Annotated in this window: 13 protein-coding genes; 5 read left to right on the forward strand and 8 right to left on the reverse strand. The window is 70.4% G+C overall.

Features of this window, described 5'->3' with window-relative positions:
* Window positions 1–64: 64 nt before the first annotated feature.
* From paaE to paaA, 5 genes are read right to left on the reverse strand one after another with little or no spacing between them, the layout of a single operon-like run.
* Complete coding sequence (paaE, locus tag ACZ5VQ_RS27385; protein ID WP_469107191.1) at window positions 65–1,270, reverse strand: 1,2-phenylacetyl-CoA epoxidase subunit PaaE; 1,206 nt, start codon at window positions 1,268–1,270, stop codon at window positions 65–67.
* Window positions 1,270–1,785 carry a 1,2-phenylacetyl-CoA epoxidase subunit PaaD gene (gene paaD, locus ACZ5VQ_RS27390; RefSeq protein WP_469107192.1) on the reverse strand — a complete coding sequence of 172 codons (516 nt, stop codon included), beginning with the start codon at window positions 1,783–1,785 and terminating at the stop codon, window positions 1,270–1,272. Before paaD ends, paaE begins: the two co-directional genes overlap by 1 nt.
* The gene (gene paaC, locus ACZ5VQ_RS27395; RefSeq protein ID WP_469107193.1) at window positions 1,779–2,606 is read right to left on the reverse strand and encodes a 1,2-phenylacetyl-CoA epoxidase subunit PaaC; all 828 of its coding nucleotides are present in this window, start codon (window positions 2,604–2,606) and stop codon (window positions 1,779–1,781) included. The genes paaD and paaC overlap by 7 nt, the downstream gene beginning before the upstream one ends.
* A 10-nt stretch (window positions 2,607–2,616) precedes the next feature.
* On the reverse strand, window positions 2,617–2,937 hold the full coding sequence (gene paaB / locus ACZ5VQ_RS27400; RefSeq protein WP_362068407.1) for a 1,2-phenylacetyl-CoA epoxidase subunit PaaB: 321 nt from the start codon (window positions 2,935–2,937) through the stop codon (window positions 2,617–2,619).
* Window positions 2,934–3,908 carry a 1,2-phenylacetyl-CoA epoxidase subunit PaaA gene (gene paaA, locus ACZ5VQ_RS27405; protein ID WP_469107194.1) on the reverse strand — a complete coding sequence of 325 codons (975 nt, stop codon included), beginning with the start codon at window positions 3,906–3,908 and terminating at the stop codon, window positions 2,934–2,936. Before paaA ends, paaB begins: the two co-directional genes overlap by 4 nt.
* A 191-nt stretch (window positions 3,909–4,099) precedes the next feature.
* On the opposite strand from paaA, the gene ACZ5VQ_RS27410 reads away from it, so the two are divergent.
* From ACZ5VQ_RS27410 to ACZ5VQ_RS27420, 3 genes are all read left to right on the forward strand, one after another.
* Window positions 4,100–4,771 carry a class I SAM-dependent DNA methyltransferase gene (locus tag ACZ5VQ_RS27410; RefSeq protein ID WP_469107259.1) on the forward strand — a complete coding sequence of 224 codons (672 nt, stop codon included), beginning with the start codon at window positions 4,100–4,102 and terminating at the stop codon, window positions 4,769–4,771.
* A gap of 51 nt (window positions 4,772–4,822) precedes the next feature.
* Window positions 4,823–6,703, forward strand: a complete 1,881-nt coding sequence (locus ACZ5VQ_RS27415) for a SpoIIE family protein phosphatase (protein WP_469107195.1) — start codon at window positions 4,823–4,825, stop codon at window positions 6,701–6,703.
* A gap of 82 nt (window positions 6,704–6,785) precedes the next feature.
* Complete coding sequence (locus ACZ5VQ_RS27420; RefSeq protein WP_469107196.1) at window positions 6,786–7,349, forward strand: CGNR zinc finger domain-containing protein; 564 nt, start codon at window positions 6,786–6,788, stop codon at window positions 7,347–7,349.
* A 47-nt stretch (window positions 7,350–7,396) separates the two neighbouring features.
* Here the strand turns inward: ACZ5VQ_RS27420 and ACZ5VQ_RS27425 are convergent, their stop codons facing one another.
* From ACZ5VQ_RS27425 to ACZ5VQ_RS27435, 3 genes are all read right to left on the reverse strand, one after another.
* Window positions 7,397–8,002 carry a TetR/AcrR family transcriptional regulator gene (locus ACZ5VQ_RS27425; protein ID WP_362068395.1) on the reverse strand — a complete coding sequence of 202 codons (606 nt, stop codon included), beginning with the start codon at window positions 8,000–8,002 and terminating at the stop codon, window positions 7,397–7,399.
* Window positions 8,003–8,090: 88 nt separating this feature from the next.
* The gene (locus tag ACZ5VQ_RS27430; RefSeq protein WP_469107197.1) at window positions 8,091–8,732 is read right to left on the reverse strand and encodes a GOLPH3/VPS74 family protein; all 642 of its coding nucleotides are present in this window, start codon (window positions 8,730–8,732) and stop codon (window positions 8,091–8,093) included.
* Between the two features lie 73 nt (window positions 8,733–8,805).
* A complete protein-coding gene (locus ACZ5VQ_RS27435; protein ID WP_469107198.1) occupies window positions 8,806–9,099 on the reverse strand; it encodes a hypothetical protein in 294 nt (97 codons plus the stop codon).
* Window positions 9,100–9,207: 108 nt separating this feature from the next.
* On the opposite strand from ACZ5VQ_RS27435, the gene ACZ5VQ_RS27440 reads away from it, so the two are divergent.
* Together ACZ5VQ_RS27440 and katG are read left to right on the forward strand one after the other, a co-directional pair.
* Window positions 9,208–9,645, forward strand: a complete 438-nt coding sequence (locus tag ACZ5VQ_RS27440; RefSeq protein ID WP_362068389.1) for a Fur family transcriptional regulator — start codon at window positions 9,208–9,210, stop codon at window positions 9,643–9,645.
* Window positions 9,646–9,678: 33 nt separating this feature from the next.
* The gene (katG, locus tag ACZ5VQ_RS27445) at window positions 9,679–11,901 is read left to right on the forward strand and encodes a catalase/peroxidase HPI (protein WP_469107199.1); all 2,223 of its coding nucleotides are present in this window, start codon (window positions 9,679–9,681) and stop codon (window positions 11,899–11,901) included.
* Window positions 11,902–11,957: the final 56 nt, after the last annotated feature.

The raw sequence follows: 11,957 nt of genomic DNA on the forward strand, positions 1-11,957 counted from the left end.
GGTTCCGGCGACTTCCGTGTCTGGCCGGTCGATTCCCTCGCCTGGTCAGTCGGCTCCCGCCGACTCAGCTGTCGTAGTCGACGGTCAGCGTCTCGGAGACCGGATACGACTGGCACGTGAGAACGTACCCCGCGTCCACCTCGTCGGCTTCGAGGGCGAAGTTGCGGCGCATGTCGGCCTTGCCGTCGGTGACCAGCGCCCGGCAGGTGCCGCAGACGCCGCCCTTGCAGGCGAACGGCAGGTCGGGGCGGGTCTTCTGGGCGCCGTCGAGAACGCTCCGGTCCCGGGCGAGGGCGGCGGTCGTGGAGCGCCCGTCGAGGGTGATGGTCACCTGGCTGACGGCACCCTCGGTGGCGGCCTCCTCGTGGCGCACTTCCCGTACGGGCTCGTCGTCGGCGTAGAACAGTTCCTGGTGGACGCGGTCGCCGGGCACTCCGAGACCGGCGAGCACCGCCTGCGCGTCACGGACCATGCCGTGCGGGCCGCACAGCCACCAGTGGTCGGCCCCCTTCACATCGACCAGGGCGTCGACGAGCGCGGAGAGCCGCTCGGCGTCGAGGCGGCCCGAGAGCACCTCGGCCTCCCGGGGCTCGCGCGACAGCACATGGGCGAGCTGGAAACGGGCCGGGTACAGGTCCTTGAGGTCCGCCAGCTCGTCGGCGAACATCACGGTGCCGGTGCGCCGGTTGCCGTAGAAGAGCGTGACGGTGGAGCGGGAGTCCGCGGCCAGCACGGACTCGGCGATGGACACCATCGGCGTGATGCCGGAGCCCGCCGCGATCAGCACGTGATGGCCGGGCGTGGTGAGGTCGGGCGTGAAGAAGCCGGTGGGCGCCATCACCTCGACGGTGTCGCCGGGATGTACGTCCTGCACGAGCCACGCCGAGAACAGGCCGCCCGGCACCACCCGCACCCCGATGCGCGGCACCGAACCGGCCGGAGAGCAGATCGAGTACGAGCGCCGCTCGTCCCGTCCGTCGATCTCGCGCCGCAGCGTGAGCGACTGCCCGGGCGCGAAGGCGAACTCCTCGGCCAGTTCCTCCGGGATCTCGAAGCTGACGGCCGCCGCGTCCTCGCACAACGGCTGTACGGAGGCGACGCGCAGGGTGTGGAAGACCGGACGTCGGGTGCGTACACGCGGACGCACCGCCGTGCCGGACGCGGGACCGGAAGCAGTAGCGGGACGGGAAGGGGTAGCAGGACTGGAAGCGGCGGCCGGCGCGGCCGGGTCCTTCAGGCCTCCCATCGGCTCTTCCCTCAGGCCTTCCATCAGATCTCCTTGACGTACTCGAACGGCTCGCGGCAGGCGAGGCAGCGCCACAGCGCCTTGCAGGACGTGGCGGCGAAGCGGGAGGTCTCCTCGGTGTCGGCCGAACCGCAGCGGGGGCAGTCCACCGTGCGCCGGGTGGGCGACAGCACGAGCGGAACGGGACCGGCGGCGTGGCGGGGTGCGGCACCCGGCGGCGCGATGCCGTGCTCGGCGAGCTTGCGACGGCCCTCCGGGGTGATCCAGTCACTCGTCCACGGCGGGTCCAGGACCGTACGGATCTCCACGCGCGTGTATCCCGCGCCGCGCAGCCGTGCCGCCACGTCCGCGCGCATCTCGGCCATCGCCGGGCAGCCGGAGTAGGTCGGCGTGAGACTCGCGACCACTGTCCCGTCCCCGGTCACCTCGACGGCTCGCAGAACGCCGAGGTCGGCCAGGGTCAGCATGGGCAGTTCGGGGTCCGGCACCTGCTCGGCGATGTGCCGGGCATGCCGCACGTCCGTCAGTACGGTCACCATGTCGCCCCCGGATGTGCACGGGCCACGCTCTGCAACTCGGCCAGCAGCGGCGCGAGATGCTCGGTGTGCTCCCCGCCGCGCCCTGCGCCGGGCAGCGGCCGGTACACCGGCATGGGCAGCCCGGCCGCCTCGGTGACCTGCCGCAGCACGGCGACCACCTCGTCCCGGACGTCGTACGCCGTAAACAGCTCGCCGAGGTACGGGGCCACTTGCTCCATGGCCGTACGAGTCCGGCGGCGCGACTCGTCCGTGCCGTCACCGAGGCGGACCGCCCACTCGGCCGCGTACTGCCGGTGGTACGTCAGCTCCTTGACGCCCTTGGCGGCGATGGCCGCGAGGACGGGGTCGGAGTGCGACGAGAGCTCCCCGAAGTGCGCGAGGCGCCAGCTGGACAGGACCAGCAGCCGCACGATCGAGAACGCGAAGTCCCCGCCCGGGAGTTCGGCCAGGCGGACGTTCCCGAAGTCCTCCGCGTCCCGGAGGTAGGCGTACGCGTCCTCGTCGCGTCCGGTGCCGTCGACCTGCCCGGCACGTGCGTACAGCAGGCGGGCCTGGCCGAGGAGGTCGAGGCCGATGTTGGCCAGCGCGACCTCCTCCTCCAGCTCCGGGGCGCGGGTGGTCCACTCGGCGAGCCGCTGTGCGGAGACCAGGGCGTCGTCCGCGAGTGCCACGCAGTCGGCGGCCAGCCGGCCTGCGTCGACGCCCTCGGGCACGGTGGTGTCCACGCCGTGCAGCGGGTCCTCGAAGCCGGTGCCGTACGCCCAGCGGGCGTCGTCCTCGTGTCCCTCGGCGAGGGTCATGTAGACGTGGTCGTCACTCATGCCCTGCTCCTCAGATGTGCGGGACGTCGTCGGGGATGTCGTAGAAGGTCGGGTGGCGGTAGACCTTGTCGGCGCTCGGCGCGAAGAACGGGTCCTTCTCGTCGCGTGTGGACGCCGCGATGTGCTCCGAGCGCACCACCCAGATCGAGACGCCCTCGTTGCGCCGGGTGTAGAGGTCGCGGGCGTGGGTGAGCGCCATGGCGTCGTCGGCTGCGTGCAGCGAGCCCACATGGACGTGGTTCAGCCCTCGCTTGCCGCGCACGAACACCTCGTACAGCGGCCAGTCGCCCTTGCCGGACCCCTGGGGGGTGCCCGGGGTGATGTCGCTCATGCCGTCGCTCCTTCACGCGCGCGTGCCGCCTGCTTGGCCGCGTGGGCCGTGGCCGCCTCACGCACCCAGGCGCCTTCCTCGTGGGCGCTGCGGCGGCGCTCCACCCGCTCGGCGTTGCACGGCCCGCCGCCGGAGATCACCTGTTTCAGCTCCGCCCAGTCGGGGGTGCCGAAGTCGTGGCTGCCGCGCTCCTCGTTCCAGCGCAGCTCCGGGTCCGGCAGTGTGACGCCGAGCTTCTCGGCCTGCGGGACCGTCATGTCGACGAACCGCTGACGCAGCTCGTCGTTGCTGTGCCGCTTGATCTTCCAGGCCATCGACGCCGCCGAGTTGGGCGAGTCGCCGTCGGGCGGGCCGAACATCATGAGCGACGGCCACCACCAGCGGTTCACCGAGTCCTGGACCATGGTCCGCTGAGCCTCGGTGCCGCGCATCATCGTCATCAACAGCTCGTAGCCCTGCCGCTGGTGGAACGACTCCTCCTTGCAGATCCGCACCATCGCGCGCGCGTAGGGCCCGTACGAACTCCTGCACAGCGGGACCTGGTTGCAGATCGCGGCGCCGTCCACGAACCAGCCGATGACGCCGACGTCGGCGAAGGTCGGCGTGGGGTAGTTGAAGATCGACGAGTACTTCTGGCGCCCCTCGATCAGCCGCTCGGTCAGGTCAGCGCGGTCGGCGCCGAGGGTCTCCGCCGCCGAGTACAGATACAGCCCGTGGCCGGCCTCGTCCTGGACCTTCGCGAACAGGATGGCCTTGCGGCGCAGCGAGGGCGCGCGCGTGATCCACTCGCCCTCCGGCTGCATGCCGATGATCTCCGAGTGCGCGTGCTGCGCGATCTGCCGCACGAGCGTCTTGCGGTAGCCGTCCGGCATCCAGTCGCGCGGCTCGACCCGCTGGTCCCGCGCGATCGTCGCGTCGAACTGCTGCTGCAACTCCTGGGGCGGCACCTCGGTGGAGTGTGTCGTGGTCATCGATACCAGCTTCCCAACCGACCATTCGTTCGGTATCAGTGTGACGTGTTTCCGCCGACCGGGCAAGACCCGAGCACGATCGGGGCGGCGCGGCTCCCGGTCCGTGAACACCTGGATTCACCCGCGGCCGCCGATCATGCGATTGTGGAATAATTCAATTTGAGCTACGAAAGGCTGCTTTCGTGACCAAGATGAGCAATGGCGCTGACTACGAGAGCATTCGGTTTGACCGCAGCGGTCAGGCCGAAGCCTTTGACGCCATCGGCGACCGCTACGACGAGGCCTTCCCGCACAAGGAGGGCCAGCTTTCCGCCGGAGAATGGCTGATCGACTCACTGCCGGCGGGTTCGCGTGTGCTCGATCTCGGCTGCGGCACCGGAGTGCCGACCACGCGCCAGATGACGGACGCCGGCTTCGAGGTGGTGGGCGTCGACCTGTCGCGCCGGATGGTGCAGCTCGCCAGGGAGTACGTTCCCGCGGCGACGTTCCACCAGCTGGACATCGCCGACCTGCGCCCCGGCGGCCCGCACGACCTCGGCCGTTTCGACGCCGTCGCGGCGTTCTTCTCCTTGCTGATGCTGCCCCGCGTGGAGATTCCCCTCGCGCTGCAGACGATCCGCCACCTGCTGGTTCCCGGTGGCCTGTTCGTCCTCTCGATGGTCGAGGCCGATGTGGACAACTACGCCATCCCCTTCCTCGGCAACACGATCCGGGTTTCCGGCTACGTGCTGGAGGACCTGCACAAGGTCATCGAGGCCGGTGGCTTCGAGATCGTCAAGGAGGCCTCCTACACCTACGCGCCGGCAGTCGCCGACGTCCCGCCCGAGGAGCAGGTCTTCCTCTGCTGCCGACGGCGCGACTGAACAGGCACGACCCTTCACCGCGGACCGCGGCCCATCGACGGGACGAAACGCGTGACGGAGCACCCCACCCCCAAGGGCCCGCGGGTCACCCGGACCCCCCAGCCGCCCCCTCCGCACGGCTTCCGTGCCGGGGGCCGTGGCTCGCAGGGTCCTGGGCCGGACAACTCCCCGGACCCGGACCCGGACCCGGACCTCGACAGTGGAGGAGCACAGACCGACCGACTCCAGTACCTGGACGTGGCGACCCGGCGGATCGCCCGGGGGATGGATCTCGACGAGACGCTCCGCGAACTGCGGCGGGCGGCCGTCCCCGCCTTCGCGGACGCGATCATCGTCCATCTGCACGATCCGCTCCCCGTCGGGGACGAGAAGTCGGCCGCGCCCGTCGTCCTGCAGCTGCACAGCGTCAGCAGGAAGCCGGAAGCATCCGTCACCTCTCGGTCGCCCCAGCTCAAGACCCATCCCCTGCACTCGGACATCGCCGAGCGCGTACGGCCGGACGTCGCCGGCCGGCTCTCGAAGCTGCTGCTGGCCGGACGGCCCGCCTTCGGTGACGCGCCGGGCATCGCGCCCGCGGTGGCCGAACTGCTCGGGCCCCTGGCGAGGGTGCCGGAGGCGATTCCGCCGGGGCGCAGGCTGATCATCGCCCCGCTGCACGGCCGTCGGCACGTCATGGGGACGGTCGTCCTCCTGCGTCGGCCCGACCGGTCCCCCTTCACCCGTGACGACCTGCTCGTGGCCTCACAGCTCGCGACGCACACCGCCATCGGCGTACAGAAGGCGGTGATGTACGGACACGAGGCCTCCGTCGCGGACACGTTGCAGCACACCATGCTCCCGTCGTCACTGCCCGAGCCCACCGGAATCCGGCTGGCCAGTCGCTATCTGCCCGCCTCGAAGACCGCCCAGGTCGGGGGCGACTGGTACGACGCGATCCCCCTGCCCGGCAACCGCGTCGCGCTGATCGTCGGGGACGTCATGGGGCATTCCATGACCTCCGCCGCGATCATGGGCCAGCTGCGCACCATCGTGCAGACCCTCGCCGGGCTCGACCTGCCTCCGGACGAGGTCCTGCACCACCTGGACGAGCAGGCCCAGCGCCTCGGCAGCGACCACATCGCCACCTGTCTCTACGCGATCTACGACCCGATCTCGCACCGGTTGCTCATGGCGAACGCCGGCCACCCGCCCGCGGTGCTCCTGCACCCGGACGGCCACGGCGAGGTCCTGCGCGTCCCACCGGCCGCCCCCATCGGTGTCGGCGGGGTCGACTTCGAGTCCGTGGAGATGCACGCGCCCACCGGAGCGACCCTTCTGCTCTACACCGACGGCCTCGTCGAGTCGCGCGAGACGGACGTGGGAACAGGAGTCGAGGCGCTGCGCAGCAGCCTCCGAGCCGCGGCTGGGGGACGCTCCGCGCCCTCCCTCGAACTGCTCTGCGACCACATCCTGGGCGTCATGGTGCCGGGCTCCCGGGACGACGACATCGCGCTGCTCACCGCCCGGTTCGAGGGCTTCCCTCCGGACAGCGTGGGGTACTGGCACCTGGACCCCCACCCGCTGACCGCCGGACAGGCCCGCCGTCTGACCCGCCGGGCACTTCGCCGCTGGGACCTGGAATCGCTGCTCGACTCGACGGAACTCATGGTCAGCGAGGTCGTGACGAACGCCGTCCGTTTCGCCTCACGGCCCATCGCGCTGCGGCTGCTGCGCACCGACGTCCTGCGCTGCGAGGTGACCGACGACTCGTCCCAGGTGCCCCGGATGCGGCAGGCGCAGCCGGGCGACGAGGGCGGCCGGGGCCTCTTCCTCGTCGACCAGCTCGCGCAGCGCTGGGGCGCGACGAGGCTCAGCACGGGCAAGGTCGTCTGGTTCGAGCAACAGATCCCGAAGAAGCAGCGGCCGCCAGGCCATCACCGGCCTGATCAGTGAGGGCCCTTGCCCGCCTCTCTTGCCCGTCTCCCTTGCTCTGCCTCCCTTGCCCTGCCCCAGTGTCACCGGTCAAAATGGTGACGTGAATCTGGATCATGCCTTCTTCTGCGGGAACCCCGCGCTCGACTTCGCGGCCACGCTCCGAGCCCGCCGCACGCTCCGGTTCGAGACGCTCGTGTCACCGGACCGACTCGACGCCTGGTACGTCGAGTCCGGAGTCGTCGACACCGTCTCCCCCAGCCGGGAGGCCGACGTCGAGCAGGCGATCGCCGTACGGGAGGCCGTCTACGGCCTGATCACGGCCCGGCGGCTCGGCGAGGCCTACGACGAAGCGGCGCTCGCCACGGTGAACGGCGCGGCCCGCAAGCCCTCCGCGGCGCCCCAGCTCACCGCGACGGGGCGATGGACGGCCGCGACGCCCGAAGAGGCGCTGGCCGCCGTGGCACGCCAGGCGGTCGAAGTCCTCGCCGGACCCGACGTTCCGCTGCTGAAGGAATGCGGCAACCCCGAATGCACCCGCGTCTACATCGACCGGTCGCGCGGTGTGCGCCGGCAGTGGTGCGGCATGGAGTCGTGCGGGAACAAGGTCAAGGCCGCGGCCTACCGCGCCCGCAAGAAGCGGGCACGGACAACCGCGGCTCGCTGACACACGGGGGTGCCAAGGTTCTCGTACCGGCAGGAAGCACCCGCGGCCTATGCCGCCGGCAGCCGGGCCCCGAGGATGGCGAGGCAGTTCCTCCACAGGACGTCGAGGCGCTGAGGGTCGTTGTAGAGCTTGGCGAAGAGCACCTGGCCTTCGAGTTGCGCGACGACGGACCGGGCGGCCTCGCGGGGGTCGCCGATGGCGATCTCGCCCCGCTCCGCGGCCTCGACGACGACCTCCTCGACCATGCCGACCTGCGCGTCGAAGATTCCTTGCAGACGCGAACGAACGGCCTCGGTCTGGTTGCTCAGTTCCAGTGTCAGATTCCCGAACAGACACCCCGAGACGGTGCCGCAGCTCTGCTGACCGGCACGCTGGCCCGCCTCGGTCTCCTCGAACAGCTGACGCAGCCGCTGGAGCGGCTCACCGCCGCCGCGCAGGATGCGGCTCCAGTCGCCGCGCTGAGTCTCCCAGTGCTCGTCGAGAACAGCCAGGGCGAGCGCTTCCTTGGTCTCGAAGAAGTAGTAGAAGCTGCCCTTCGGCACGCCCGCGACCTTGCAGATCTCGGCGGTGCCGAGGGCCGAGTAACCCCGCTGCCCGATGAGTGACTGTGCGGCGGTGAGGATCTTCTCCCTGGCGTTGCTGGTCCGTCCCATACGACCAATATACGACCGATCGACTATTTACCCGTGAACCGGTACCCCGTGAACCGGTCGCCCACGGGCGCTCCGGCCCGGGCTCGTGTCACAGGCCGCGCCAGACGTTGTCGAAGGCCGCGTCCTCGATGGAGCGGCGCTGACGAACGGCTTCCAGTTCCATCACCGCGTCGTTGACGGCTGCCAGTACCGTCGCCACCTCGTCGTCAGCGATGTCCGGGGTGTCCGGCGTGGTCGGGGAGTCCTCGGCGGCCCCAGTCTCGTCGAGCGGCTCGCCGTACAGCCCGGCGGCCGTCGCGAGAGCGACCAGAACGGGCTCGTGCGACTCCCAGCGATCGACGGCCCCGCGGCGGGCGGGGGAATCGACGAGCGCCACCTCACCTGCCCGGAAGGACACCAGACGGCGGCGTTGCCGGGTGAGCTGGCCCTCGGTCTCGAAGGCGGCCAGATAGGCCGATGACAGGTCACGGCCCCGGCGCCACAGCCAGTCCTCCACCGACTCGTACGGCGCCTGGCGGACGAGCGACGACGCGGCCTCACGCAGCAGGGGGTCGTCCAGGGCGTGCAGGTCGCCGGGCACGACGCGGTCGCCGTCCAGGGCGACGGCCCGGACACCGAGGAGGTCGACGACCTCGGCCCCGGCGAGCGCGAGGGACAGGCTGCCCCGGTCCGCAGGGCGGCCGGATTCCCCATCCATGGCGACGATCAACAGGTCCCGCGGTGTGGTCATGATCCGCTTCCCCTCGGAGGTATGAGCAAGCGTACGTCGCCGACGTCGAGGCCCGCCGCGCGGTCGCCCGGACTCACAGACACGTACGGACCAGCCATTCGTCGGAGTTGTACGTGTCCCTCGCCGGGTCGGGCACGGTCGCCGGCTTCTCCTCGACCATGTCCGCCAGGCTGACGCGCTCCGGCAAGGTGCCGAATCGCGTACGGCGTGCGACCTGGGCGGTGTCCGGAGCGTTCTCCTGATGCACCATCTCGTCCTCCTGAGGTCGATCCGGGTTCGTTCCGGGCTCGATCGTGGCGAGGGCGGCGTCACCCGGCCCGTTCGCGTCACCTGTCGAACAGGTGATGATGATCGCAGGAGTTTTCATCACCCGTCAAGGTGGTGACGGGCCCGACGATCCGTTCGGCGGGACTTACCTAACTTGGAACCTTCGCTTTCTTGAACTATTCGTGTTTAGGGCGCTAGGTTTGGCGCCATGACCACACCTCGTACTCCGACCACCGCCGAGGAGCTGCGCGGTGTCGGCCTGCGGGTGACGGCCGCCCGCGTCGCACTGCTCGAAACCGTCCGCAGCGGCGACCACCTCGGAGTCGAGGCGATCGCCTCCGGGGTACGCGACCGCGTGGGCCACATCTCCCTCCAAGCCGTGTACGAGGCCCTCCACGCACTCACCGCGGCGGGACTCATACGCCGCCTCGAACCGCCCGGCAGCCCGGCCCGGTTCGAGGGACGCGTCGGGGACAACCACCACCACCTCGTGTGCCGTTCGTGCGGCGTCGTCGCCGACGTCGACTGCGCGGTCGGCCACGCCCCCTGCCTGACCGCGTCCGACGACCGCGGCTTCGCGGTCGACGAGGCCGAAGTCATCTACTGGGGCCTGTGCCCCGCCTGTTCCACCAGCCGCAGTTCCTGAGCACCGTGATACACCCAGTTCGGAAGGACTCTCATGACTGAGAACCATGATGCGATCGTCACTGACCCGAAGCCCTCGGAGGCGGGAGGCTGCCCGGTCGCACACGAGCGCGCGCCGCACCCGACCCAGGGCGGCGGAAACCGCCAGTGGTGGCCGGAGCGGCTCAACCTGAAGATCCTTGCCAAGAACCCCGCCGTGGCCAACCCGCTCGGGGAGGAGTTCGACTACGCCGAGGCGTTCAAGAACCTCGACCTCGCGGCCGTTAAACAGGACATCGCCGAGGTACTGACCACCTCGCAGGACTGGTGGCCGGCCGACTTCGGCAACTACGGCCCCTTCATGATCCGTATGGCGTGGCACAGCGCGGGCACCTACCGCATCAGCGACGGCCGCGGCGGCGCCGGTGCCGGTCAGCAGCGGTTCGCTCCCCTGAACAGCTGGCCGGACAACGGCAACCTCGACAAGGCCCGCCGTCTGCTGTGGCCGGTGAAGAAGAAGTACGGCCAGAGCCTCTCCTGGGCCGACCTCATGATCCTGACCGGCAACGTCGCGCTTGAGCAGATGGGCTTCGAGACCTTCGGCTTCGCCGGCGGCCGTGCGGACGTCTGGGAGTCCGAGGAGGACGTGTACTGGGGTCCCGAGACCACCTGGCTCGACGACCAGCGCTACACCGGCGACCGTGAGCTGGAGAGCCCGCTCGGCGCCGTCCAGATGGGCCTCATCTACGTCAACCCCGAGGGCCCCAACGGCAACCCGGACCCGATCGCCGCGGCCCGCGACATCCGTGAGACCTTCCGCCGGATGGCGATGAACGACGAGGAGACGGTCGCCCTGATCGCGGGCGGTCACACCTTCGGCAAGACCCACGGCGCGGGCCCGGCGGACCACGTCGGCGACGACCCCGAGGCCGCCCCGATCGAGCAGCAGGGCTTCGGCTGGAAGAACTCCTTCGGCACCGGCAAGGGCGCGGACGCCATCACGTCCGGCCTGGAGGTCACCTGGACCACCACGCCCACCCAGTGGAGCAACGGCTTCTTCGACAACCTCTTCGGCTACGAGTGGGAGCTCACGCAGAGCCCCGCCGGCGCCAACCAGTGGAAGCCGAAGGACGGCGCGGGCGAGGGCACCGTCCCGGCCGCCCACGACTCCTCGAAGAAGATCGCCCCGTCGATGCTCACGACGGACCTGTCGCTGCGCTTCGACCCGATCTACGAGCCCATCTCCCGCCGCTTCCACGAGAACCCGGCGGAGTTCGCGGACGCCTTCGCCCGCGCCTGGTACAAGCTGACCCACCGTGACATGGGCCCGAAGTCGCTCTACCTCGGCCCGGAGGTCCCGGCGGAGACCCTGCTGTGGCAGGACCCGCTGCCGGAGGCGGAGGGCGAGGTCATCGGCGCCGAGGACGTCACCGCCCTCAAGGCGAAGATCCTCGACTCGGAGCTGACCGTCTCGCAGCTGGTCTCGGCCGCCTGGGCCTCGGCCTCGACGTTCCGCGGCAGCGACAAGCGCGGCGGCGCCAACGGCGCGCGCGTCCGTCTGGAGCCGCAGCGCGGCTGGGACGCCAACGACCCCGACCAGCTCGCCCAGGTGCTGCGTGTCCTGGAGGGCATCCAGGCGGAGTTCAACTCCGGCGCCAAGAAGGTCTCGCTGGCCGACCTGATCGTGCTCGGCGGCAGCGCGGCCGTCGAGAAGGCCGCCAAGGACGCCGGTCACGACGTCACGGTGCCCTTCACCCCGGGCCGTGTCGACGCCACGGAGGAGCACACCGACGCGGAGTCCTTCGCCGCCCTTGAGCCGACCGCCGACGGGTTCCGCAACTACCTCGGCAAGGGCAACCGCCTGCCGGCCGAGTACCTGCTGCTCGACCGTGCGAACCTGCTGACCCTCAGCGGCCCCGAGCTGACGGTCCTCGTCGGTGGCCTGCGCGTCCTGGGCGCCAACCACCAGCAGTCGTCGCTCGGTGTCCTCACCGCGACCCCCGGCAAGCTGACGAACGACTTCTACGTCAACCTGCTCGACCTGGGCACGACGTGGACGGCGACGTCCGAGGACGCGACCACCTTCGAGGCCCGCGACGACGCCACGGGCGACGTCAAGTGGACCGGCACCCGTGCCGACCTCGTCTTCGGCTCGAACTCCGAGCTGCGCGCGCTCGCGGAGGTCTACGCGGCCGACGACGCGAAGGAGAAGTTCGTGAACGACTTCGTCGCGGCGTGGGCCAAGGTCATGGACCTCGACCGGTTCGACCTCGTCTGATCAGTTCATGGTGACCGTCCGGGCCGGCCTGCACAGGCCGGCCCGGACGTTCTCGT

The organism is Streptomyces sp. NPDC033178 (genome assembly GCF_055577685.1).

Excerpts from the sequence above, each read along its gene's own strand:
- paaE (WP_469107191.1), bottom strand. The coding sequence starts at position 1,270 with ATGGAAGGCCTGAGGGAAGAGCCGATGGGAGGCCTGAAGGACCCGGCC.
- paaD (WP_469107192.1), bottom strand. The coding sequence starts at position 1,785 with ATGGTGACCGTACTGACGGACGTGCGGCATGCCCGGCACATCGCCGAG.
- paaC (WP_469107193.1), bottom strand. The coding sequence starts at position 2,606 with ATGAGTGACGACCACGTCTACATGACCCTCGCCGAGGGACACGAGGAC.
- paaB (WP_362068407.1), bottom strand. The coding sequence starts at position 2,937 with ATGAGCGACATCACCCCGGGCACCCCCCAGGGGTCCGGCAAGGGCGAC.
- paaA (WP_469107194.1), bottom strand. The coding sequence starts at position 3,908 with ATGACCACGACACACTCCACCGAGGTGCCGCCCCAGGAGTTGCAGCAG.
- ACZ5VQ_RS27410 (WP_469107259.1), top strand. The coding sequence starts at position 4,100 with ATGAGCAATGGCGCTGACTACGAGAGCATTCGGTTTGACCGCAGCGGT.
- ACZ5VQ_RS27425 (WP_362068395.1), bottom strand. The coding sequence starts at position 8,002 with ATGGGACGGACCAGCAACGCCAGGGAGAAGATCCTCACCGCCGCACAG.
- ACZ5VQ_RS27430 (WP_469107197.1), bottom strand. The coding sequence starts at position 8,732 with ATGACCACACCGCGGGACCTGTTGATCGTCGCCATGGATGGGGAATCC.
- ACZ5VQ_RS27435 (WP_469107198.1), bottom strand. The coding sequence starts at position 9,099 with ATGAAAACTCCTGCGATCATCATCACCTGTTCGACAGGTGACGCGAAC.
- ACZ5VQ_RS27440 (WP_362068389.1), top strand. The coding sequence starts at position 9,208 with ATGACCACACCTCGTACTCCGACCACCGCCGAGGAGCTGCGCGGTGTC.
- katG (WP_469107199.1), top strand. The coding sequence starts at position 9,679 with ATGACTGAGAACCATGATGCGATCGTCACTGACCCGAAGCCCTCGGAG.